We start from the raw sequence: 20,717 nt of genomic DNA, 5'->3' as shown, positions 1-20,717 counted from the left end.
AATGATTAAAGGCAAGCTGGCGCTGCTTACGTGCGCATTGACTCTCGCATTTACCTCACCACTTATCGCTGCGCAAAAGGCGGTCGACGGTCAGATATTAAAGCTGGCTATTGGATCCGAACCAACGGAAGGGTTTGACCCGATGCTGGGCTGGAGCCACGGCAGTTATCTTCTTCTGCATGCACCACTATTAAAACAAAATGCAGATATGAGCTGGGGTAACCTGCTGGCAGAGAAAGTGGTGACCAGTGCCGATGGTAAAACCTGGACGTTAACGCTAAAACCTGATCTTAAATTCTCCGATGGTTCAGCGCTAACGGCTGAAGATGTGGTGTTTACCTATAACAAAGCAGCTCAAAGCGGTGGGAAAATTGACATGGGTAATTTCACCCATGCCCGGCTTCTCGACAGCCGCACGGTGGAAATTACGCTTCGTAGCCCGCAGAGTACCTTTGTCAACGTACTCGGTTCTTTAGGTATTGTGCCGGCAAAACTGTATGACGAAAAAACATTCGCCAAAAATCCGATTGGTGCAGGCCCGTATCGGCTGGTGAGTTTTCAACCGGGGCAGCAACTGATCGTGGAGGCTAACCCCTGGTATGTTGGCAAGAAAAATGATTTTAATAGGCTGGTATTTGTTTTCCTGGATGAAGACAACGCTTACGCAGCCGCGCGTAGTGGTCAACTGGGCCTGGTACGTATAGCGCCATCGATGGCCGTAGCACCACAGCAGAAGGATCTCAAACTCTGGGTTCGCAACAGTGTAGAAAACCGGGGAATTGTGTTCCCAATGGTTCCGGCAGGTAAAAAAGATGCCAATGGCTATCCTGTCGGTAACGATATCACGGCCGATGTTGCTATCAGACGGGCCATTAACTACGCCATCAATCGGCAGCAATTAGCTGATCAGGTTATGGAAGGGCACGCTATCCCTGCTTTTAGCGCGGTTCAGGGGCTTCCATGGCAGAGCAAATCCGTCACTTTCAAAGATGGCGACAGTGAAAAAGCACGGACTATCCTGGAAGAGTCCGGCTGGAAAGTGGGTAAAGATGGTGTACGCGTGAAAGACGGCAAAGAAGCCCGTCTGACCTTATGGTATACGAGTGGCGACAGTACTCGTCGGGATCTCGCTGAAGCCGTTCGTTCAATGCTGGAACCTGTCGGTATTGCAGTATCCCTGCAATCAGGAAGTTGGGAAACCGTTGAGCGCAATATGCATGCTAACCCGACGCTATTTGGATGGGGGAGCCTGGATCCGATGGAGCTTTTCCATCATTACAGCGGGCAGGCTGCGGGTGTGGAGTATTACAATCCCGGTTACTACAGTAACCCTGTGGTGGAGCAACATCTCAAACAGGCCATTGATGCCCCGGACTGGCAGCATGCGTTACCTTTCTGGCAACAGGTGGAGTGGGATGGGAAACACGGCGCTGGCGTACAGGGCGATGCTGCATGGGCATGGTTGCTAAATATTCAGCACACCTATCTGGCAAATCCGTGCATTGACTTAGGCTCTGGTGCTCCGGAAATTCACGGTAGCTGGTCACTACTCAATAATCTTGATGAATGGACCTGGACCTGCCGTTAATGAAGTTTGCTTTGGCGTATGTTCTTCGGTTGGCCGTTTTGTTGGTGCTGGTAGCTGCTGGCACCTTCATCTTGCTCAGTTTTTCACCGGTCGATCCCATTCGTGCCTACATTGGCAACGATCTCCTGCACGTTCCACCCGAGCAATATGGGCGAATTGCCGCTCGCTGGGGGCTGGATCAGCCGCTGTGGGAGCGCTTTGGACACTGGTTTTTGCGCGTGCTACAGGGCGATCTCGGCTATTCCATGTTGTTTAATGCGCCGGTAGCCAGCGTGATCAAAGAGCGTTTTACGACGTCCTTTGCACTGCTTGGCGGGGCATGGTTGATGTCAGGTTTGCTGGGAACAGCAATGGGATTTGTCGCCGGACGTTTCCTGAACCGCTGGCCAGACCGAGCTATTTGCCGACTCAGTTATCTGCTTTCTTCCTTACCGACCTTTTGGATCGGCATGCTATTGCTGGCAGTATTCGCGGTGCACTGGCCTGTGTTGCCCGTCTGCTGCGCATGGGAGCCGGGCAATAATGGTGAAATGGCGACGTTTGCTGAACGTCTTCGTCATCTGGTGCTTCCCGTATGTGCCCTCAGCTTGCTGGGACTGGGGCAGATTACGCTCCACACGCGAGAAAGTATCGCCAGCGTGATGAAAAGTGAATTTGTCCGTTTTGCCCGTTCTCAGGGGGACAGAGGATGGTCGCTTTTACGCCACCAGGTACTGCGTCATGCCATTACGCCTGCGCTGTGCCTGCAATTTGCTTCGCTCGGCGAACTGTTTGGCGGCGCATTGCTGGCTGAAAAAGTCTTTGCTTATCCCGGACTGGGTCAGGCTACGATTGATGCCGGATTACGTGGTGATGTGCCGTTGCTAATGGGGATCGTCTTGTTTAGTACTGTGCTGGTGTTCATCGGCAACTCCGTTTCAACCTGGCTTGTCCATTTTCTGAATCGTGCTCTGGAGCGTCCTGATGCTCTATAACCCGACACCAACGTTAATTCGTCTTTTGCTGTCCGTAGGCTGTTTATTATTTATTGCCGTGTATGGCTCAGTTTCGCTGGATAATCCAGTAAACGTCAATCTTCTTGCCCGGCACTTGCCTCCGGATGCGCTGCACTGGTTTGGTACGGATAATCTTGGGCGTGATTTATGGCTTCGATGTTTTCAGGGGGCGTTAACCAGCCTGCAAATTGGGATTGGTGCAGCGTTGTGCAGCGGTTTGATTGCCTTGTTGATGGCTGCCGTTTCGCGTTTGCATCCGCGTTTGGATGTTCTTATGCGGTTAATAACCGATGCTATGTTGTCGATGCCGCATCTGCTGTTGCTGATCCTGATTTGTTTTACGCTGAGCGGTGGAAAAAGCGGGGTGATTATGGCGGTTGCGCTGACCCACTGGCCGCGTCTGGCATTGATCCTGCGTGCTGAAGCGGAACGCGTTGCACACAGTGACTACCTGACACTGACCTGGCGGTTGGGACACGGTCATTTTTACTGTTGGCGCCATCACTATTTACCGGCGTTATTGCCTCAATGGCTGACAGGCACGCTGCTGATGTTCCCTCATGCGGTGTTACATAGCGCAGCGCTGAGCTTCCTTGGGTTTGGGCTAGCACCGCATGAACCTTCACTGGGTTTGTTGCTGGCGGACGCCCTGCGGTTTATCAGTCATGGTAACTGGTGGTTGGTGTTGTTTCCGGGGCTCATGTTGTTCAGCCTGGTGATGTTATTTGACCAGTTCGCCAGGGCAGTGCATTGTTTGTGGCTAAGGGGTAATGCATGTTGAGTTTGAAGCAGGCCTCGCTGGAGGTGGCTCGTTATCGCTGGTACGGCGCGAGAAATTGGTCATCGCTGCTGCAAGATATCTCTTTTGATGTTGCCCCAGGTCAGATGGTGGCGTTAGTCGGAGGAAGCGGAGAAGGTAAGAGCCTGCTGTTACAATGCCTGCTTGATCTTTTGCCGGAAAACTTGCGCTTTCAGGGGACCATTACTTTGGATGGTAAGAAGCTGGAGCGCAATGACATCCGGGCGTTTCGCGGTAATACCTTCAGCTATGTGCCACAAGGTGTGCAGGCGCTTAATCCGCTGCTGACTGTTAAAAAACATCTGAAAAGGGTAAGTCAGCTCTCCGGTCAGGCATGGAAAACGGAGGAAATAGAGCATTTGCTCCAGCGTAGCGAACTTGAGTCAAGCGTGCTGGAAGCATTTCCGCGCCAGCTTTCCGGCGGGATGGCGAAACGTGTCCTGGCGTGTCACGCGTCGCTCAGTCAGGCTCGTTATATCCTTGCTGACGAAATTACCGCCTGGCTTGATGCCCCATTGGCGAATCAGTTGCTTGAGCAGTTGCGTGGTCTTTGCGAGCAAGGCCGTGGCGTTTTATGGGTGACACACGATCTTACGCTGGCAGCGCGACATGCCGACCGGATTGTCGCGCTGCATCAGGGGCGGGTATCGGATAACGTGAGCCGGAAACAGCTTCTGCGAGGGGATATTAGTGAACATTTGCAGCGACAATGGCAAGCATTACCTGAACAAAATCAACTTTTTGGAGAGCTGAATGCTGTGCTGTCGTGATGTTGTGATTCGCCAGGGAGGGAAAGTGCTGTGGCAAAACCTGAACTTCTCGCTTGTTGCCGGGGAACGCATGGGAATTTGCGCGCCCAGCGGGACTGGGAAAACAACGCTGGGACGCGTTCTCGCTGGCTGGCAAAAACCGACATCAGGCGAAGTACTGGTGGATGATTCACCGTTGCCAACTCATCAATATTGCCCGGTGCAACTTGTCCCACAACACCCTGAGCTAACTTTTAACCCCTGGCGAAGCACCGGTGATGCGGTACGAGATGCGTGGCAGCCAGATGCTGACATGCTTGCCCGTCTGCATATCAACCCTGAATGGCTAACCCGCCGGCCCAGGCAGCTTTCAGGCGGTGAACTGGCCCGTATTGCAATACTCCGTGCGCTCGATCCGCGTACGCGTTTTCTGATCGCAGATGAAATCACTGCCCAGCTCGATCCTTCCATTCAAAGAGATATATGGATGTTGCTCCTTGAGGAATGCCAGCGCCGCCCATTAGGTATGCTTGTGATCAGCCATCAGCAGGCATTGCTTGCTCAGATTTGCCCCCAGGCGTTACTCTGTCCGACATCCACCTTAATCTGAATTTGCCGTCGGGTTTGCTTCGGCGTTTCTTCTTCTCCCGGTAATACATGAAAGTGAGTATGAAACATATTGTTGCTGCTGCCATTTTATTTGGGTCAGTGATCCCGAAGGCTAATGCCTCGATACAGGTGGGTTTTTCTCCGGAAGGCTCTGCTCGGGCATTAGTACTGGATTCAATTAACCATGCAGAACACACCATCGATATGATGGCTTATTCCTTCCAGTCAGCAGACATTGTAAAGGCGCTGGTGAATGCGGAAAAACGAGGCGTAGTGGTGCGGGCCGTGGTTGATAAAAAACGCAACCAGGGCAAGGTCAGTCAGAAAGCTATCACCTTTGCCACTGCCAATGGGATTGATGTTCAACTGGACGGTCATTACCACATACAGCACGACAAAGTGATGATTATTGATGGCGATACGCTGGAGACCGGATCTTTCAATTTTGCCAAATCCGCAGAGTTTGAGAATTCTGAGAATGTTCTGGTTATCAGGGGAGAGCCTGCCGTTGTGGCACAGTATCAGGCCCATTTTGACAGCCGCTGGAAAATCGCCCACCAGCAAGGTTGAATTTATAACATCAGTGTTGATTATGTTGTGATGTTATATTATAACAATTCACTCGCAAACATTTTGAGGGTGAAATTTTGGCTATTCGTTTTGAAAAACTGGCAGTCGTTCTGGGGATGCTTTTAGCCAGTGGTCAGGTTCTAGCTCATGGTCACCATTCCCACGGTGCACCGATGACAGAAATAGAGCAAAAAGCGTCAGAAGGTGTTTTCGATGATAAAAATGTCAAAGACAGGTCGCTGAGCGACTGGGATGGCATGTGGCAGTCTGTATACCCATATCTGGTAAGCGGTGAACTTGATCCGGTATTCAAAAAGAAAGCGGAGAAGGACAAAAGCAAAACGGCGGATGAGATTAAAGCCTATTACCGTAAAGGTTATGTAACCAATGTGGACACCATCGGCATTGAGGATGGGGTGATGGAATTTCATACCGGTAATCAGGTTGAATCGTGCAAGTATGATTATGCCGGATATAAAATATTGACTTATCAGTCAGGTAAGAAAGGCGTTCGCTACCTGTTTGAATGCAAAGATGCCGGCAGTAAAGCACCAAAGTATGTTCAGTTCAGCGATCATATTATCGCACCGCGCAAGTCGAGCCATTTCCACATATTTACCGGTAATACCTCACAGGCGGCTTTGCTTGAAGAGATGGACAACTGGCCGACGTATTATCCGTATCAGCTAAAAGCAGCAGAGGTCATTGACGAGATGCTGCATCATTAATTTGCGCGACGACCATTTATTTAAACCCGCCGACAATGGCGGGTTTTGTATAAAAAGTGTCACTTGTGAATTATTTTTCGGATGTCAGCGTGGTATAGCTGGTCATCAGGTTGCGGTAGTCAGGAATATGGTTGGAGAACAGGGTTCCCAACCCTTCAATATCATTACGCCAGTCGCGGTGTAGTTCACAGGCCAGACCGAACCAGGTCATCAGCTGGACGCCGGCGGAAGACATACGATTCCATGCGGAGTCACGGGTCAAAGGATTAAACGTGCCAGACGCGTCAGTGACCACAAATACATCAAATCCCGCTTCAATTGCGGACAGCGCAGGAAACGCAACGCACACTTCCGTTACAACCCCGGCAATGATCAACTGCTTTTTGCCCGTCGCTTTAATCGCTTTGACAAAATCTTCATTATCCCAGGCGTTAATCTGCCCTGGACGAGCGATGTAAGGGGCTTCAGGGAACAGCGCCTTCAGCTCGGGTACCAGTGGCCCGTTAGGGCCCGTTTCAAAGCTGGTGGTCAGAATGGTGGGTAGCTTGAAGTATTTCGCCAGATCGGCCAAAGCCAGTACGTTGTTTTTGAATTTGTCTGGATCTATGTCACGAACCAGAGACAGCAAACCCGTTTGGTGATCAACCAGCAGTACGGCAGCCTGATCTTTATCAAGACGTTTATAAGCAATAGTCATTTTTCTTTCTCCAGGTGATGAGAGGGCGCCTCGGAAGGCTTGAGTTATGGATAAACATTAGTGGCTGAGCTGGGTATTGGGTAGGCGCAAAAATGAGTTTCATCGTTGCAAATCTGGAACGAGAAAAATAATGCTGCAATATAGCTGCAACAGAGAGCATTATTCTCAACCATTCCTTTCCATCGCACGGCGCATTCGTTAGCATATTGTCTCGCAGTAAGTGCATGTGTTTTTTCAGGAAGAGGTTAACGTGTTCGCAGAGTATGGAGTTCTGAATTACTGGACGTATCTGGTCGGTGCTATTTTTATCGTGCTGGTGCCGGGACCCAATACGATATTTGTGCTGAAGAACAGCGTCGGACGAGGAGTAAAGGGGGGATATCTTGCAGCAAGCGGTGTGTTTATCGGCGATGCTGTGTTGATGTTTTTGGCTTATGCAGGTGTCGCTGCACTGATCAAAACAACGCCTGTTTTGTTTAATATCGTCCGTTATCTCGGCGCTTTTTATCTGCTGTATCTCGGCGCGAAGATCCTCTATGCAACATTGAAATCGAAAAATGGTAATGCGGCGGCGGAAGAAGTTCCGTTTGGCGCGATTTTCAAGCGAGCATTAATTCTGAGCCTGACAAACCCTAAAGCGATATTGTTTTATGTTTCGTTTTTCGTGCAGTTTATTGATGTCAATGCGCCGCACTCAGGGCTGTCATTTTTTATTTTGGCCATCACGCTTGAGATAGTGAGCTTTTTCTATCTGAGCTTCCTTATTTTCTCTGGCGCGTTTGTGACGCAATATATTCGCACGAAGAAAAAACTGGCTAAGATTGGCAACTCTCTTATCGGTTTGATTTTTGTCGGTTTTGCTGCGCGTCTGGCTACGCTTCAGTCATAATGCCACTGGCCCGCTGTTGGCGGCGGGCTTTCAAAATTCCCCGCTCCTGCTTATTAATTGTGAAAACCCGCAGTAACCAATAAATGGTATTTTAAATATATATTTTGAGGCGTACCCTGTTCACAGCAGCGATTCAATAAAGGTCGCTGGTTGTCGACTGGAAAAGGGAAGAAAAATGCTTCAAATTCCACAGAATCATATCCATACACGTTCAACTCCGTTCTGGAACAAAGAGACCGCGCCTGCCGGAATTTTCGAACGCCACCTTGATAAGGGAACCCGTGCCGGGGTATATCCTCGACTTTCGGTTATGCAGGGGGCGGTCAAATATCTCGGATTCGCGGATGAGCACAGCCCGGAGCCAGAAGAAGTGATGATTATTGAAGCCGGTCAGTTTGGCGTTTTTCCGCCGGAAAAATGGCACAACATCGAAGTAATGACCGACGACACCTATTTTAATATCGATTTTTTTGTTGCGCCTGAAGTCCTGATGGAGAGTGCTAATCAACGAAAAGTCGTGCGTACCGGTAAGGAGTAAATCATGGGTAAAGCAACCTATACCGTCACCGTCACTAACAACAGCAATGGCGTTTCTGTTGATTATGAAACTGAGACACCGATGACGTTGCTGATCCCAGATGTGGCAGCTGAAGTCGTCAAAGACCTGGTGAATACCGTACGTTCTTACGATACCGAAAATGAGCATGAAGTCTGTGGCTGGTAACATTACACATACTGTTACTGGTTAATTTTGTGGTCCTTTCTGTAAAGCCGCAACGCGTTATGAGAGCGTGTTGCGGCTTTTTGTCTTTATAAATTAACCAGTTCCATCATTGGTTATTTATGAAACAACATTAAGAAAACCTTAAGAAATACGCATTCATTGCTAATAGCCAATTATTCACAAGGGTTATGATCGTAAGCCAGACACTGAAAAGAACACTGCGCTTATGAAATTTGATACCCGACTTACATTACCTTCAATCATTCTTGGACTGATTGTCGTGGCGATCCCGTTCACCGCAAACTGGAATCTGCCTCTGCTTAACGGCCTTGTTGTCCGAAGCATTGAGAACGGGCAAGCGTTATGGTTGCTGTTTGGTGCTGTATTTACCGCACTGTACATTCGGCCCTTATCCCGTCCTGAAGGTGGGAAGCAATTTTGGTTATGGGCGACGGTGTGGTGGTTAGTATTGCTGGGAAGAAGTACCAGCTGGGGACGTGATTACTTTCCTGAATATCCAAAGCTTGTATTCCGCGCCATCTCTGTGGTTCTAATCGCCATGATTATACTACCCGTACTGATCTCGAAACGCTTACGTCAGGAAATCGCGCGACGCTTTCGTGAGGAACCGCTGCCGATCTGGTTGCTGGTGATTACGGTATGTGCGTTTTTGATTTCCGACACCGTGGAGCACCATCGTCTGCTGGCACCGCTATTCCTGCACAATGCGCATTATGGCGATCTTATTGAAGAACTGTATGAAATGCCGTTTATGGTGGGGTTATTTTTTATTAACTTCGGCTTTATGCACCGTGATAAGCAGGAAGAGTATGCGTCTGTTCACGTAGGCAAAGCGCAACTGGCCGAGTGACAGGACATGCAGCCTGAGTCCGGAAAGTAAGACTCAGGCTGGTTTTACTACCGCTTACTCAATGGCTTCGCACAGACGTGACTTCATTTCGCTGTACGATTGCGCTGCGTAGTTCTCCGCCCAACTTTGATCGGCAATGTGTTCAATATTCACCGCACAATATTTGGTTTCCGGCGTTTTAGAGATAGGATCCAGGTTATCCTGCGTCAGCTCGTTACATGCGCCAATCCACCATTGATAGGTCATATAAACCGTTCCGCGATTGATGCGCTCTGAGACATCCGCCCGGCTGATCACTTTCCCGCGACGAGAACTGACCCATACCAGATCGCGATGACGGATCCCGTGTTTTTCTGCGTCACTGGCATTGATCTGTACATAGCCAGGCTCATCTGCCAGCGCTTGAAGTGCCGCGCAGTTACCTGTCATAGAACGACAGGAATAATGCCCGACTTCTCGCACGGTACATAACACCATCGGATATTTTTCATCAGGGACTTCTGCGGGCGCCCGCCATTGTGCGGCAAACAGTTTGCCTTTGCCGTTGGCGGTATCAAACTGGCTGTTTTCGTACAGATAGGGGGTGCCTGGATGATCGAGATCCGGGCAAGGCCACTGGACGTGTCCCATATCACCCATTTTTTCGTAGGTAACACCGTAGAACAATGGGCACAGTTCGCGCATCTCATCCCAGATTTGCTGGTTATTTTGATAGTGCATTGGATAGCCCATTTCGCTAGCCAGCAGACTGATAATTTCCCAGTCGCGTTTCACATCTCCGCCTGGTTCTATGGCCTTTTCAAAACGCTGGAAGCCACGGTCGGCACAAGTGAAAACACCACCATGTTCACCCCATGAGGTAGCAGGCAAAATAACGTCAGCCATTTCCGCCGTCTTGGTCATAAAGATATCCTGCACAACGACAAAATCGAGTGCGTTGAACCCTTCGCGAACCAGACCCAAATCGGCTTCGGTCTGCAGCGGATCTTCCCCCATGATGTAGTAGGCTTTGACTTTGCCTTCTATTGCCAGGTGTGGGACTTCAGTGATTCGTGTACCGACCTTGTCATCCATCAGATTGACGTCAATACCCCATGCTTTGGCAAATTTCTCCCTTACTGCAAAATCGGTCACGTCCTGGTAACCCGGGAACTGGTTAGGCAGAACCCCCATGTCACACGCGCCCTGGACGTTATTTTGTCCACGCACCGGACCGACGCCAACATTGGGACGTCCCAGGTTCCCGGTCAGTAGCGCCAGGGATGATAGTCCACGTACAACGTCAACGGCCTGCCCAAATTGCGTTACTCCCATCCCCCACATGACGGTGGCAGAAGGGGCTGATGCAAATGTGCGCATCGCCTGACGCACCTGTTGTGCAGGAACGCCAGTTAAGTGCTCAACGGATTCCGGGGCATAATCCTTAACGGTTTCCCAGTAGGTTTCCAGACCCTCAGCATGTTTTTGCACATACTCACGATCGTAGAGTTGCTCTTCAATGAGAACATGGCCGAAGGCATTTACCAGCGCCATATTACAGCCGTTTTTCAATTGAAGATGCTGGTCTGCAATACGTGCTGTTTCAATACGGCGAGGGTCGCACACAATAATTTTAGCGCCATTCTGACGCGCTTTGATAACCCTGCGGGCCACAATCGGGTGAGAATCTGCGCAGTTATAACCAAAGATGAGCAGGCATTTGGAGTTTTCAATGTCGCTGATGGAGTTACTCATTGCACCATTGCCTAACGTTTCTTGCAGGCCGGCGACGGAAGGGCCGTGGCAGACGCGGGCACAGCAATCGACATTGTTGGTATGGAGCACGCCGCGGGCGAATTTTTGCATCACATAATTGGTTTCATTCCCGGTACCACGGGAAGAGCCCGTTGTCATAATGGCGCGGGGACCATAGGCGTTTTTGATTTCGGATAAGCGTTTGGCGGTGTAACGAATGGCTTCATCCCAACTAACGGGCGTGAATTTTCCACCTTTTTCATAGCGAATCATCGGGCGAGTCAGACGGGGGGTCAGAAGGCGAGTGTCGTTAAGGAAATCCCAACCATAGTAGCCTTTCAGGCATAACTGATTTTGATTTGTTACACCCTCTGCGGCTTCGGCGCGGATGATTTTGTTATTTTCAACAACAAGCTTGAGCTTGCACCCGGCCCCACAGTATGGGCAAACACTGGTGATTTTTTTCATCAATAACAGACCTGTTAAAAGCTGAAATAGCGCGAATTGTAGACGAAGCCACGCGATTGCATCGCGGACTACGATTTGTCGTAGCGACGGGCTGTATAAGCATAAAGTGTGCCATAAGTGAAAACGCAGTTACGGCAAGGGCTGGCTTCGAAAACTGGATGAAAATGACAGTCGATTCGACATTAATGACGATAAACGTCAGATAAAAAACAGTGGGTCTGACTGTTTAAACCGGTGAAACATAAGAAAAAGATGAAAATCAAAAGTGATTAAGATCACAAATTTTAATTTTTCAGGTCTATGCTATGCTTTTATACGGCGAGTAAATCGTTCACGTAAAAACATAAGTGAGGAAAACAAATGGGTATTATTTCATGGATTATTTTCGGTCTTATCGCTGGGATTTTGGCAAAATGGATTATGCCGGGTAAAGATGGCGGCGGGTTCTTTATGACCATTATCTTAGGGATTATCGGTGCTGTTGTTGGTGGGTGGATCAGTACACTCTTCGGTTTTGGTAAAGTTGATGGCTTCAACTTTGGTAGTTTTGTCGTTGCGGTTATCGGTGCGATCGTTGTTTTGTTTATCTACAGAAAAATCAAAAGCTAGGTTAAGAAATAGACAACAAAGGCCACATATCGGTGGCCTTTATTCTGTGTTACCACCAGCCCAGTTCCGTCCCCAGCACCACAATAATGGCTACCCCAATCATAATGAGCGTTGTTTTTTTCATCAAGATGCTCCCGGTGCAGCATAGCCGCCAATAAAAAACCAGGATAAGAAAACGACCGCGGAAATGAAAATGATAATGGGGAATATAATACCGAGTCGCATGCTCTTATCTGCCAGAGTTATTTAAAGATGAGCCAGAATAGCAGGGCTTAATGCGTGACAAAAGTGGTTTTATCCTGACGCTTTTTATCCTGGTACATTGCGCCGTCTGCAATGTGTAGCGCGCAGTTCACGTCGGTCTCCTGTGGGTCTATTTCCACAACGCCCAGGCTGGCACCAGGATAGAACAGCTGGATATTCCCCAAATGATAGTCGCCGCAAATTTGCTGTCGTAAATGATCCTTCACTCTCTGCAGACGGTCACGTTGTTCTATTTCATCTTCTTGTGACATCCCGGCAACCAAAAACTCGTCACCGCCAAGCCGACCGAGAATATCATTCTCACAACATCCAAGACGCAAGCGTCGACCGATCTGGATCAGAAACTGATCGCCAACTTCATGTCCAAACCGGTCATTGATGAGTTTGAAATCATCTAAATCGATATAGGCAACGACAACCTTGTGTTTCAGATGACGGGCAAGTGAAAAGAGGGTTTCCATATTTTCAAAAATAGCCCGACGATTAGGTAACCCGGTTAATGCGTCAGTATAGGAGTGCGCAATCAGCGCGGCGTTTGCTTCACGCAACTGAGCAACCAGTGATTCTTTTTGAATAGACTGGGCGATAAGACCGGCAAACAGATGCAGCACTTGTTCACCACGTTGGCTTAGCGTCTGCTGTTGTCGGCTGGTGGCGCAAAGCGTACCGTAGAACGTGCCATCCGGCAGATGAACCGGGGTGCTCAAAAAAGTGGTGATCTCCAGAGCCCGAGCTGCGCTACAGTCAGGCCAGCGCGCTGGCACGTTATCGCTGTACAGGCAGTTTTCTTCTATAGCACGTTTGCACAATGTTTCATCCCACGGCACGGATAGCCCTTCGGGGATCTGCATCTGCTTGCTGTTACGCGCATACAGAATATGCTGCAGGCGGGCATCTAAATCGACTTTAGTTAAATAGGTCGATTCCATGTCAGTCACCACTTCCAGCATTTCCAGAAGTTGCCGAACCAGACTCTCAACAGACTGCTCAGTGGCTAAAGATTGTGAGACTCGGGCGAGGATCATGTCCGACATGAGATCTAAGTACTCCTGGGTACTGATAAGGGCGATATTGGTCTGCATGATAAAACATCACTGTGAAAGATGAAACATGCCACACTGGTCATAATGTAAACATCAGATTGAAACAGTTCAGTAAAACATGGAGATGGACTGGAAGTAGGGGTAATCTGCCGGGATAACATTCTGAACAGGAGTTAACATGAAATCCGGGTTTATCGTATTGGCAGGTATTCTGGTACTGGCTGGATGTAAAACGCAGCCTGAAGCGCCAACCCCACCGAAAATTGGCATGGCAAATCCTGCTTCTGTGTACTGCGAACAAAAAGGCGGCTCGCTGATTGCAGTTCAGACTCCGCAAGGAGTACGGTCTGACTGTAAATTACCCGGCGGGGAAGTCATTGATGAATGGGCGCTCTGGCGCAGGGATCATCCGACTGCCGGGCAGTGATGGCCAGTCACCATTGACGTAGCCACTCAGCAAGGACGAGCGCGTGGTTTTGCTGCGTGTTTTTTGCTGCATACAGCAGGGTTAAGGTTTGCTGACGCGCAATCGCAGCGAGTCGCTGGCCTTCCTGCTGTTGCCGGGCGAGTTCTGCGCGGTATTGCTCGGAAAAGTGTTCAAAATCAATCAACTCTGCGTGGAACGCTTTACGTAAGTCTGATGATGGAGTGAGAAGTTTATTCCACTCGTTGAAGGCCAGATCGGTTTTTTTTATCCCGCGCGGCCACAATTTATCCACCAGAACTCGATAGCCATCACTCTTTTCTGCCGGATCATAGACGCGTTTACACTGAATATTCATCTGTTTCCCTCTACGCAATACAGTCTGTTAAGAAACCGCGCTTGTCATTTTCTGGCTGTTTGTTACGGTCAGATAAGATCACTAAAACGTGAGCATTATAGCATTTTGAATATGCACACTCCCAATTTAAGGGATTGTGATAACAACAAAAAATCAGTAGGCTGAGGCTCCTTATGTTGTCCCTTATTGCTCTGACATAAGGAATTTTTTATGGAAATGTCTCCTGTGAAAGATACGCTTCGTATTGCGCTGGTGGGCGATTACAGCCCTGAAAATGTGGCGCATCAGGCTATTCCCCTTGCAATCGATGATGCTGCCGCTGTTCTCGAATTGATGGCTGATTATGACTGGTTAACTACCGCTGATATCAGTAGTAGCGAAGATCTGGTCGGCTATGATGCTATCTGGGTCGTACCCGGTAGCCCGTACAAACACCCTGAAGGCGCGTTGATTGCGATTCGCTACGCTCGTGAAAACAGCATCCCTTTTCTTGGAACCTGCGGCGGTTTTCAGCATGCTATTATCGAGTATGCCCGTAACGTTTTGGGCTGGAGCGATGCCGCCCATGCAGAAACCGATACTGAAGGTCGCATGGTGATCGCACCGTTAGCTTGCTCACTGGTTGAAAAGACCGACGATATTGAACTGCGGGCAAATACGCTGATCGCAAAAGCCTACGGACAAGATATTATCTCTGAGGGATATCACTGCAATTATGGCGTATCTCAGGCATTTGCCGTCGAGCTTGAACGAGGTGATTTGCGTGTGACGGGCTGGGATGAAGCCGGTGATATTCGTGCTATTGAGTTAGTGACGCATCCTTTTTATGTTGGCACGCTTTTTCAGCATGAACGCGGAGCGCTGGTGGGAAAACCGGTTCCACTTGTCCAGGCGATGCTGCGCGCGGCTCGCGAGTAAAAGGAGGGCAGGTTTACCATTAACCTGCCCGCTGCGTTATGAGGTAGCTATCTCCCGATTGCTACCAGCACAAAATCCAAACACAGCCATCACTGTTGCTAACAGGGCGACGCCGATCAACGGTATTTGCCAGTTACCGTTGAGGTCGTGAATTTTGCCCATCAGGGGCGGTCCGCATGCGGCCAGTAAATACCCGACAGATTGCGCCATGCCGGATAAGGCAGCAGCCTGATGTGCTGAACTTGCACGCAGGCCGATGAAAGTTAATCCCAGAATCATCGATGCCCCTGACCCAAAGCCAAACAGAAGGGTCCATAGCACCGCCCGGTCGGGCATCAACCAGAAACCAGCAGCACCGATAGCGCACATTAGGGCGACCAGGGCGGCGATGGCCCGCTGATCTTTAAATCTGTACAGGATCAGGGGGATCAGTATTCCCGGCGCGGCGGTGGCTAATTGCAGTAAACCGTGCAGCGATCCGGCCTGAGCTTCACTGTAGCCATGGCTAATCAAAATGGCGGGTAACCAGCCAATTACCACGTAATAGATAAGTGAGTTGATCCCCAGAAACAGAGTAACCTGCCAGGCAAGACGGGAGCGCCAGATAGCGCGGGAATGCAGCGCACGTGAGTTACTCATCGTGGCATGGGCTTTCTGGCGCCACTGCGGCAGCCAGATAAACAGAGCCAGCAGAGGAAAGGCCATTAACATCAACAACGCGCCACGCCAGCCGAATCCGTTAAGCGCCAGTGGTACCACGATTGCTGAACCAATTGCTGCCGCTGCGCCCATCGTCAGTGAGTATGCGCCGGTGAGTTTCGCTACATGCTGCGAAAAATCGCGCTTGATTAGCCCTGGTAGCAGAACGTTTCCTAATGCTATTCCGCAGCCAATGAGGGTGGTTCCGCCAAAAAGGAACAGTGGTGAGGATAAAGATCGTATACCAATACCTACGCAAATCAGCAGCATGGCGGCAAATAAGCTGCGTTCAATTCCCCATCGACGTGCAACGGCCGCAGCCAGAGGCGAAACCAGCGCAAAAGCGAGAAGGGGAAGTGTTGTCAGGAGTCCTGTCTGGGCGGTGGTTAACCCGTAATCAGCCCGGATAGCATCCAGCAGTGGGGCTACGCCGGTAAAGGTCACGCGTAGCGTGGTTGCGATCATCAGGATACCCGCGATAAGCAAAGCACCCTGTTTGCCGTGGGGGGAAGAGTAATGTGTCATTGTTTTCTCATGTCGTCAGGCGAGGCGATACCTTACCGTTTTTACATGATGGATGAATCAAGCTAAAATGACAGTTTATCGCTAAAATCGGACATTATTATGTTGGGACTGAGGCTGGATGGATATCAACCCGACCTGTATCACGACGCCGCTGTGGCTTTTTGTATTCAGGCCCGGGAAGACGAACTCTTTAGCCCACTGCATCAGCACCGAAAGGGTCAGTTGATTCTGGCGTTGCACGGCGCGATTACGTGTGAAGTGGAAAATGCCATGTGGATGGTTCCTCCTCAGTATGCGGTTTGGATCCCTGGTGAAATTCCACACAGTAATCACGTTACTGTTGGTGCCGGCTTATGCTTTCTGTTTATTGAACCGAATGCAGTGGTGATGCCGGAACGCTGCTGCACGCTGAAAATTGCGCCATTGTGTCGGGAACTCATTCTCTCGCTGGCATCGAAAACCGATGCTCAGCGGATGGATCCGTCAACACAACGTCTTACGCAGGTATTATTTGATGAGCTACCGCAGCAGCCGCAGGAGCAAATGCAGTTGCCGGTATCCGACCACCCAAAAATTCGTAAGATGGTGGCGACGATGGCGCAGGAGCCAGCGCAATGGCAAACCCTGGGCCAGTGGGCCAGTGTATTTGCTATGAGTGAACGTAATCTTGCCCGGCTGGTGGTCAAAGAGACTGGGCTGAGTTTTCGTCGCTGGCGTCACCAGCTACAGCTGATCCTGGCATTACAGGCGTTGATAGAGGGGCGAAACGTACAGCAGGTCGCTCAGATGCTGGGTTACGATTCGACTACCGCATTTATCACCATGTTCAAAAAAGGCCTGGGCCAGACGCCAGGCCGTTATCTGACAGGGTTGACTACTGCTTCCCAACAATCAACGAGACCAGACCCGCCGCAATGAGTGGTCCAACCGGTACGCCGCGAAATAAAGCCACGCCCAGCACCGTTCCCACCAGCAGACCGGCGACCAGCTGCGGCTGATTACCCATCAGCGTGACACCGCGCCCACCAAGCCAGGAAACAAATACGCCGATAGCAATGGCCACCAGCGACTTCCAGTTCACAAATGAATGGATGAGCGTGGAAGGGGGGAGCGTACCGCTGGCGATTGGCGCCATCACGCCGATGGTCAGAATGATAATCCCGACGGTCAGGCCCTGTTTTTCAATCCACGGGAAGAAGGTATTCAGAGGCGTAACACGGACTATAATCAGCACCAGAATTGAAACGGCGACAGTGGTGTTATGGCTGACAAAGCCCAGAGCTGCCAGTCCGAGCAGGATCAGCAGAGTGACATCAAACATCGTAGTTTCCTTGCCAAAAAAAAAGATAAGCCTGCTTACTGTACGCGCAAACGCGTGACGGAACAGGCTTTTTTTATTGATAAAGACAATTTTTAGGCGAACGCATAAGATCGCGTTTTTATGCCGATAAACCGGTCACTATTTCTGGCTATTGTGCGCGGCGGAACTGGACTAATTCTGGTCGGGCTATGCGCAAATAATCTTTAGTATCCATGATGACCGATTTTTCCAGCATCCCGGCATTAAACGCAATCTCATTAAAGCGCTCGAATAAAAGCGGATCGGCGACCAGCTTGAGATTAGGATGGAAACTGAAGGGAGGGATGGCGCCAAAGACACAGCCCGTTAGCTCATCCACTTCTGCCGGGCTGGCAAGAGAAGCTCTTAAACCGCCGAGATGGCTGGCTAGCTGACTCAGGTCGGCCTGTTGGTCAGCGGACAGAATAGCCAGCACATGCTGATTGACGCCATTGCCTTTCACTTTGCATACCAGAGCTTTTGCCCCCTGACCCAGCGCAGTGCCGCGGATCTCTGACACGGCTTCGCACTTGCCGACTGCTTCATGGCTGATTACGCGGTACGTGGCGCCTTGCTCTGACAACAATGAAATCAAACGTTGATGGGTCTCATTACCTTTATTCACTTCCGTCATTTCTTACTCCTGGTACAACGATAAAAATCCTGCGCAGAAAAATTTTCACGAACGAAGGTGTTTTTTCTGTTTATTAAGATAGAGTTGAGCATCAGATGCTTTATAGGCATCATTAATGGTGTCGTTTGGTTGCATATTGTATATCCCTGCGGAAAAGCTGACTGATTTATCCGGCGCAATAATTTGTAAGTTATGGCTAATGCGTTCCAGCAGGCGAGGTGTAAGTTCGGTGGCGTAATCGATGAGAATAATACAGAACTCGTCCCCACCGAGGCGAATCGCATAGTCACTTTTGCGAATAGATGACTGAATAGCTTTTGCCAGAATGGTGATAACGCGATCGCCTTCCTGGTGCCCCAACGTGTCATTAATTGTTTTCAGTTTGTCGCAATCAATAGCGATAAATGTCACCAGTGTTCCTGCATTGACCAGTTGCTGCAACCGCTGTTCAAGCGTAGGGGTTAAAATTTTGCGGTTATAGAGACCGGTCATCGCGTCACTGATATTTTCGCGAGTTACGTTGTGATACAAACGGAAATGCATCCTGACCATATTCAAAAGAAGTACCGTTGCCAACAGATAAAAGGCGAATATCTTCCATGACGAGACAATAAAGTACATGAAATCAAGCGATAACGTGATGCGTATTCCACCGGGTATGTCATTGATATAATGCACATACTGAAACAGATTGCTCTCGCTTTGGTTAACGATAATCTCCTTTCCCGAGCTGATATCAGACAGGGTGACGTTAAGATAACGCCATACAAGAGGACGGTCGTTGGTATAAAAAATATGTTTCAAATTCTCTTTGTTCACATCCACCATGACCACGCCTTTTAGTTTGCCGTCTGAATAGACTGGCGTTAAAAAGCTCATGACTTTTTCTTGCGTAAGGTCATCTTCGTAAATACTGGAAATGACGGTTCGGCCAGTAAATACATCGTCAATATCATTCTGATTAATTCCCAGGGTGCCTTTTTGCAAAAAGGACCAATGGTTCATGGTGAACTGGAGTGAGTTAACGAGATTGTAGAAATAGATGTAATTATTTTTTAGGTCAATGTAATAACGAAACTTGTATTCCAGCGTTCCTAACCCCTGACCGTAATCGACCAGCTCACGATTCACATTTACCGCCTGGTCGAAGGCCGGCAGCAGGAATATGTCATCAAGTTGTTCGACGCAATTACCGGAATGGGTCTGCAATGTACCGCGTAATGGAAGATAGTTATGGTTGGTGAGGTTGAGTCCATGCGTGCCGTTAACGCTCTCGAAAGCGTTGCACAGCGCTTTTCGTTGCTCGGGTGAAATACTCTCTTTGGGGGATGAAAAACGGCGCATAAGATGGGCTGCGATGCTCTGATTTGTATACTTATCATAGAGAAATGATGAATCTGCTTTCTCAATGATATACCGCATATACGCGCTCATTGCCCGATCGCTGGCAACAAGTTCGTAAACCAGAAAGGTCGATGTCAGAACAATAACGCTTACGGAGATAAAGTGCCTGAGCGCTTTATGTTGCAATTTCATAATGATTTACAGCCCTGTAAGTCAGATACTTCAGTCTATCACACGCTATACGTCCGCTCTAACGGTATGGGAATTGTCGCAGAGGTCTATTTTGTAATAAAAATCATTCGCACACTTCACCTTTGAATCTTAATGTTGTATTTATAATGCAACTTATGAAAAAGGAGACAGGCAAATGAGCACGACTGAAAAAGCGGGCCATACATTTTTAGCCAGCCTGGGTAAAACCCGTCTACGCCCAGGCGGAATTGAAGCAACTGACTGGTTGTTCAACCAGTCACAACTGACGCCTGATTGCCAGGTACTTGAGGTGGCATGCAATATGGCGACGACGGCGATAGAGCTGGTTCAGCGCTTTGGCTGTACGGTTTATGCCATTGATATGGATAAGGACGCGCTCGCCAGAGCGAGAAGTAATGTGGCTGTTCATGGGCTGGAAAATCACATCCATGTAATGGCTGCTAACGCGAGCACTCTCCCTTTTGCTGATAACAGTTTTGACGTTGTGATTAACGAAGCCATGTTGACAATGTATGCCGACAAAGCCAAGGCGAAGCTGATTGCAGAATACCATCGGGTGCTGAAACCCGGGGGACGGTTATTAACTCACGATATTATGTTCACCAGCCAAAAACTGGGTGAGGGCGATCAAAGTCAGCTAATGCAGGTGGTGAAGTCAAACGTAAGCCCGATGACCCGGCAGGGCTGGAGTGAGCTCTTCCTGAATGCCGGGTTTGAGCATGTTATGCAGAAAAATGGCGAAATGTCGTTAATGTCGCCTCGCGGATTAATTCGTGATGAGGGGTTAGGTGGCGCACTCAAAATTGCATTTAACGGCTTACGTACGCATGAAAATCGGCGTCGGTTCCTTAAAATGTTTCGCTTTTTTAAATCCCAGCGACATCAATTAAATTATATCGCTTGCTGTTCGGTGAAGGGAAAATAAA

25 protein-coding genes and 1 pseudogene are annotated in these 20,717 nt (G+C 49.3%); 16 read left to right on the top strand and 10 right to left on the bottom strand.

Annotated elements, in window-relative coordinates; all coding sequences use genetic code 11:
- The first annotated feature begins 1 nt into the window (after position 1).
- From OH663_RS23100 to zinT, 7 genes are all read left to right on the top strand, one after another.
- On the top strand, positions 2-1,588 hold the full coding sequence (locus OH663_RS23100; protein WP_200011540.1) for an ABC transporter substrate-binding protein: 1,587 nt from the start codon (positions 2-4) through the stop codon (positions 1,586-1,588).
- A complete protein-coding gene (locus OH663_RS23095; RefSeq protein ID WP_045441907.1) occupies positions 1,588-2,562 on the top strand; it encodes an ABC transporter permease in 975 nt (324 codons plus the stop codon). The genes OH663_RS23100 and OH663_RS23095 overlap by 1 nt, the downstream gene beginning before the upstream one ends.
- Positions 2,552-3,364 (top strand): ABC transporter permease, encoded by an 813-nt coding sequence (locus OH663_RS23090; protein ID WP_200011542.1) that lies wholly within the window; start codon positions 2,552-2,554, stop codon positions 3,362-3,364. The genes OH663_RS23095 and OH663_RS23090 overlap by 11 nt, the downstream gene beginning before the upstream one ends.
- Positions 3,358-4,152, top strand: a complete 795-nt coding sequence (locus OH663_RS23085; protein ID WP_200011552.1) for an ATP-binding cassette domain-containing protein — start codon at positions 3,358-3,360, stop codon at positions 4,150-4,152. Before OH663_RS23090 ends, OH663_RS23085 begins: the two co-directional genes overlap by 7 nt.
- Positions 4,136-4,741, top strand: coding sequence for an ATP-binding cassette domain-containing protein (locus OH663_RS23080; RefSeq protein ID WP_200011563.1), 606 nt, complete (start codon positions 4,136-4,138; stop codon positions 4,739-4,741). The genes OH663_RS23085 and OH663_RS23080 overlap by 17 nt, the downstream gene beginning before the upstream one ends.
- 59 nt (positions 4,742-4,800) lie before the next feature.
- Entirely contained in the window at positions 4,801-5,310 is a 510-nt protein-coding gene (locus OH663_RS23075; RefSeq protein WP_233617153.1) for a phospholipase D family nuclease, read from the top strand.
- Positions 5,311-5,393: 83 nt separating this feature from the next.
- Positions 5,394-6,038 carry a metal-binding protein ZinT gene (gene zinT / locus OH663_RS23070; RefSeq protein WP_413814479.1) on the top strand — a complete coding sequence of 215 codons (645 nt, stop codon included), beginning with the start codon at positions 5,394-5,396 and terminating at the stop codon, positions 6,036-6,038.
- Between the two features lie 70 nt (positions 6,039-6,108).
- On the opposite strand, the gene ycaC is transcribed toward zinT, so the two are convergent.
- Positions 6,109-6,735: an isochorismate family cysteine hydrolase YcaC gene (gene ycaC, locus OH663_RS23065; protein WP_045441920.1), complete on the bottom strand. Its 627-nt coding sequence runs from the start codon at positions 6,733-6,735 to the stop codon at positions 6,109-6,111.
- A 250-nt stretch (positions 6,736-6,985) separates the two neighbouring features.
- Between ycaC and leuE the strand changes: the two genes are divergently transcribed.
- From leuE to OH663_RS23045, 4 genes are all read left to right on the top strand, one after another.
- On the top strand, positions 6,986-7,624 hold the full coding sequence (gene leuE / locus OH663_RS23060; RefSeq protein ID WP_045441923.1) for a leucine efflux protein LeuE: 639 nt from the start codon (positions 6,986-6,988) through the stop codon (positions 7,622-7,624).
- Positions 7,625-7,799: 175 nt separating this feature from the next.
- Positions 7,800-8,162, top strand: coding sequence for a DUF1971 domain-containing protein YeaR (gene yeaR, locus OH663_RS23055; protein WP_045441926.1), 363 nt, complete (start codon positions 7,800-7,802; stop codon positions 8,160-8,162).
- Positions 8,163-8,165: 3 nt separating this feature from the next.
- On the top strand, positions 8,166-8,348 hold the full coding sequence (locus OH663_RS23050; protein WP_045441929.1) for a DUF1869 domain-containing protein: 183 nt from the start codon (positions 8,166-8,168) through the stop codon (positions 8,346-8,348).
- 226 nt (positions 8,349-8,574) lie between these two features.
- Positions 8,575-9,219 (top strand): hypothetical protein, encoded by a 645-nt coding sequence (locus tag OH663_RS23045; RefSeq protein ID WP_045441932.1) that lies wholly within the window; start codon positions 8,575-8,577, stop codon positions 9,217-9,219.
- Between the two features lie 54 nt (positions 9,220-9,273).
- Here the strand turns inward: OH663_RS23045 and fdhF are convergent, their stop codons facing one another.
- A complete protein-coding gene (gene fdhF / locus OH663_RS23040) occupies positions 9,274-11,421 on the bottom strand; it encodes a formate dehydrogenase subunit alpha (RefSeq protein WP_200011574.1) in 2,148 nt (715 codons plus the stop codon).
- 360 nt (positions 11,422-11,781) lie between these two features.
- Between fdhF and OH663_RS23035 the strand changes: the two genes are divergently transcribed.
- Complete coding sequence (locus tag OH663_RS23035; protein ID WP_045441938.1) at positions 11,782-12,030, top strand: GlsB/YeaQ/YmgE family stress response membrane protein; 249 nt, start codon at positions 11,782-11,784, stop codon at positions 12,028-12,030.
- Between the two features lie 49 nt (positions 12,031-12,079).
- On the opposite strand, the gene yoaJ is transcribed toward OH663_RS23035, so the two are convergent.
- The 3 genes from yoaJ to OH663_RS23020 are packed head-to-tail and all read right to left on the bottom strand — an operon-like array spanning position 12,080 to position 13,328.
- Positions 12,080-12,154, bottom strand: coding sequence for a protein YoaJ (yoaJ, locus tag OH663_RS23030; protein WP_099530266.1), 75 nt, complete (start codon positions 12,152-12,154; stop codon positions 12,080-12,082).
- Entirely contained in the window at positions 12,154-12,255 is a 102-nt protein-coding gene (locus OH663_RS23025) for a YoaK family small membrane protein (RefSeq protein ID WP_144243066.1), read from the bottom strand. The genes yoaJ and OH663_RS23025 overlap by 1 nt, the downstream gene beginning before the upstream one ends.
- Positions 12,256-12,302: 47 nt before the next feature.
- Positions 12,303-13,328, bottom strand: a complete 1,026-nt coding sequence (locus tag OH663_RS23020) for a sensor domain-containing diguanylate cyclase (RefSeq protein ID WP_045441941.1) — start codon at positions 13,326-13,328, stop codon at positions 12,303-12,305.
- 187 nt (positions 13,329-13,515) lie between these two features.
- Between OH663_RS23020 and OH663_RS23015 the strand changes: the two genes are divergently transcribed.
- Complete coding sequence (locus tag OH663_RS23015; protein ID WP_045441944.1) at positions 13,516-13,764, top strand: putative hemolysin; 249 nt, start codon at positions 13,516-13,518, stop codon at positions 13,762-13,764.
- Positions 13,765-13,771: 7 nt separating this feature from the next.
- Here OH663_RS23015 and OH663_RS23010 read toward each other — a convergent pair whose 3' ends face one another.
- On the bottom strand, positions 13,772-14,119 hold the full coding sequence (locus tag OH663_RS23010) for a DUF488 domain-containing protein (RefSeq protein WP_045441950.1): 348 nt from the start codon (positions 14,117-14,119) through the stop codon (positions 13,772-13,774).
- 210 nt (positions 14,120-14,329) lie between these two features.
- Between OH663_RS23010 and OH663_RS23005 the strand changes: the two genes are divergently transcribed.
- Positions 14,330-15,037, top strand: a complete 708-nt coding sequence (locus OH663_RS23005) for a CTP synthase C-terminal region-related (seleno)protein (protein ID WP_200011576.1) — start codon at positions 14,330-14,332, stop codon at positions 15,035-15,037.
- A 36-nt stretch (positions 15,038-15,073) separates the two neighbouring features.
- Here OH663_RS23005 and OH663_RS23000 read toward each other — a convergent pair whose 3' ends face one another.
- Positions 15,074-16,261, bottom strand: a complete 1,188-nt coding sequence (locus tag OH663_RS23000; RefSeq protein WP_048221621.1) for a CynX/NimT family MFS transporter — start codon at positions 16,259-16,261, stop codon at positions 15,074-15,076.
- Positions 16,262-16,360: 99 nt separating this feature from the next.
- Here OH663_RS23000 and OH663_RS22995 point away from each other — a divergent pair.
- Positions 16,361-17,207 (top strand): annotated as a pseudogene (locus OH663_RS22995) (AraC family transcriptional regulator).
- On the opposite strand, the gene OH663_RS22990 reads toward OH663_RS22995, so the two are convergent.
- From OH663_RS22990 to dgcJ, 3 genes are all read right to left on the bottom strand, one after another.
- A complete protein-coding gene (locus OH663_RS22990; protein WP_045441958.1) occupies positions 17,136-17,582 on the bottom strand; it encodes a DUF441 domain-containing protein in 447 nt (148 codons plus the stop codon). The pseudogene OH663_RS22995 and the gene OH663_RS22990 overlap by 72 nt on opposite strands.
- Positions 17,583-17,730: 148 nt before the next feature.
- The gene (locus OH663_RS22985) at positions 17,731-18,234 is read right to left on the bottom strand and encodes a YbaK/prolyl-tRNA synthetase associated domain-containing protein (RefSeq protein WP_045441960.1); all 504 of its coding nucleotides are present in this window, start codon (positions 18,232-18,234) and stop codon (positions 17,731-17,733) included.
- A gap of 45 nt (positions 18,235-18,279) precedes the next feature.
- A complete protein-coding gene (gene dgcJ, locus OH663_RS22980) occupies positions 18,280-19,770 on the bottom strand; it encodes a diguanylate cyclase DgcJ (RefSeq protein WP_045441963.1) in 1,491 nt (496 codons plus the stop codon).
- Positions 19,771-19,945: 175 nt separating this feature from the next.
- On the opposite strand from dgcJ, the gene OH663_RS22975 reads away from it, so the two are divergent.
- Positions 19,946-20,716, top strand: coding sequence for a class I SAM-dependent methyltransferase (locus OH663_RS22975; RefSeq protein WP_045441965.1), 771 nt, complete (start codon positions 19,946-19,948; stop codon positions 20,714-20,716).
- The last annotated feature ends 1 nt before the right edge of the window (position 20,717 follow it).

This window comes from Citrobacter sp. Marseille-Q5395, assembly GCF_947057495.1.
GTDB lineage: Bacteria > Pseudomonadota > Gammaproteobacteria > Enterobacterales > Enterobacteriaceae > Citrobacter > Citrobacter murliniae.
The sequence above is the reverse complement of the archived record's forward strand: the minus strand, read 5'-3'. Positions and strand labels throughout refer to the sequence as shown.

Coding starts and splice junctions, on each gene's coding strand:
- OH663_RS23100 (WP_200011540.1), top strand. CDS start 2: ATGATTAAAGGCAAGCTGGCGCTGCTTACGTGCGCATTGACTCTCGCA.
- OH663_RS23095 (WP_045441907.1), top strand. CDS start 1,588: ATGAAGTTTGCTTTGGCGTATGTTCTTCGGTTGGCCGTTTTGTTGGTG.
- OH663_RS23090 (WP_200011542.1), top strand. CDS start 2,552: ATGCTCTATAACCCGACACCAACGTTAATTCGTCTTTTGCTGTCCGTA.
- OH663_RS23085 (WP_200011552.1), top strand. CDS start 3,358: ATGTTGAGTTTGAAGCAGGCCTCGCTGGAGGTGGCTCGTTATCGCTGG.
- OH663_RS23080 (WP_200011563.1), top strand. CDS start 4,136: ATGCTGTGCTGTCGTGATGTTGTGATTCGCCAGGGAGGGAAAGTGCTG.
- OH663_RS23075 (WP_233617153.1), top strand. CDS start 4,801: ATGAAACATATTGTTGCTGCTGCCATTTTATTTGGGTCAGTGATCCCG.
- ycaC (WP_045441920.1), bottom strand. CDS start 6,735: ATGACTATTGCTTATAAACGTCTTGATAAAGATCAGGCTGCCGTACTG.
- yeaR (WP_045441926.1), top strand. CDS start 7,800: ATGCTTCAAATTCCACAGAATCATATCCATACACGTTCAACTCCGTTC.
- OH663_RS23050 (WP_045441929.1), top strand. CDS start 8,166: ATGGGTAAAGCAACCTATACCGTCACCGTCACTAACAACAGCAATGGC.
- OH663_RS23045 (WP_045441932.1), top strand. CDS start 8,575: ATGAAATTTGATACCCGACTTACATTACCTTCAATCATTCTTGGACTG.
- fdhF (WP_200011574.1), bottom strand. CDS start 11,421: ATGAAAAAAATCACCAGTGTTTGCCCATACTGTGGGGCCGGGTGCAAG.
- OH663_RS23035 (WP_045441938.1), top strand. CDS start 11,782: ATGGGTATTATTTCATGGATTATTTTCGGTCTTATCGCTGGGATTTTG.
- OH663_RS23025 (WP_144243066.1), bottom strand. CDS start 12,255: ATGCGACTCGGTATTATATTCCCCATTATCATTTTCATTTCCGCGGTC.
- OH663_RS23020 (WP_045441941.1), bottom strand. CDS start 13,328: ATGTCGGACATGATCCTCGCCCGAGTCTCACAATCTTTAGCCACTGAG.
- OH663_RS23015 (WP_045441944.1), top strand. CDS start 13,516: ATGAAATCCGGGTTTATCGTATTGGCAGGTATTCTGGTACTGGCTGGA.
- OH663_RS23010 (WP_045441950.1), bottom strand. CDS start 14,119: ATGAATATTCAGTGTAAACGCGTCTATGATCCGGCAGAAAAGAGTGAT.
- OH663_RS23005 (WP_200011576.1), top strand. CDS start 14,330: ATGGAAATGTCTCCTGTGAAAGATACGCTTCGTATTGCGCTGGTGGGC.
- OH663_RS23000 (WP_048221621.1), bottom strand. CDS start 16,261: ATGACACATTACTCTTCCCCCCACGGCAAACAGGGTGCTTTGCTTATC.
- OH663_RS22990 (WP_045441958.1), bottom strand. CDS start 17,582: ATGTTTGATGTCACTCTGCTGATCCTGCTCGGACTGGCAGCTCTGGGC.
- OH663_RS22985 (WP_045441960.1), bottom strand. CDS start 18,234: ATGACGGAAGTGAATAAAGGTAATGAGACCCATCAACGTTTGATTTCA.
- dgcJ (WP_045441963.1), bottom strand. CDS start 19,770: ATGAAATTGCAACATAAAGCGCTCAGGCACTTTATCTCCGTAAGCGTT.
- OH663_RS22975 (WP_045441965.1), top strand. CDS start 19,946: ATGAGCACGACTGAAAAAGCGGGCCATACATTTTTAGCCAGCCTGGGT.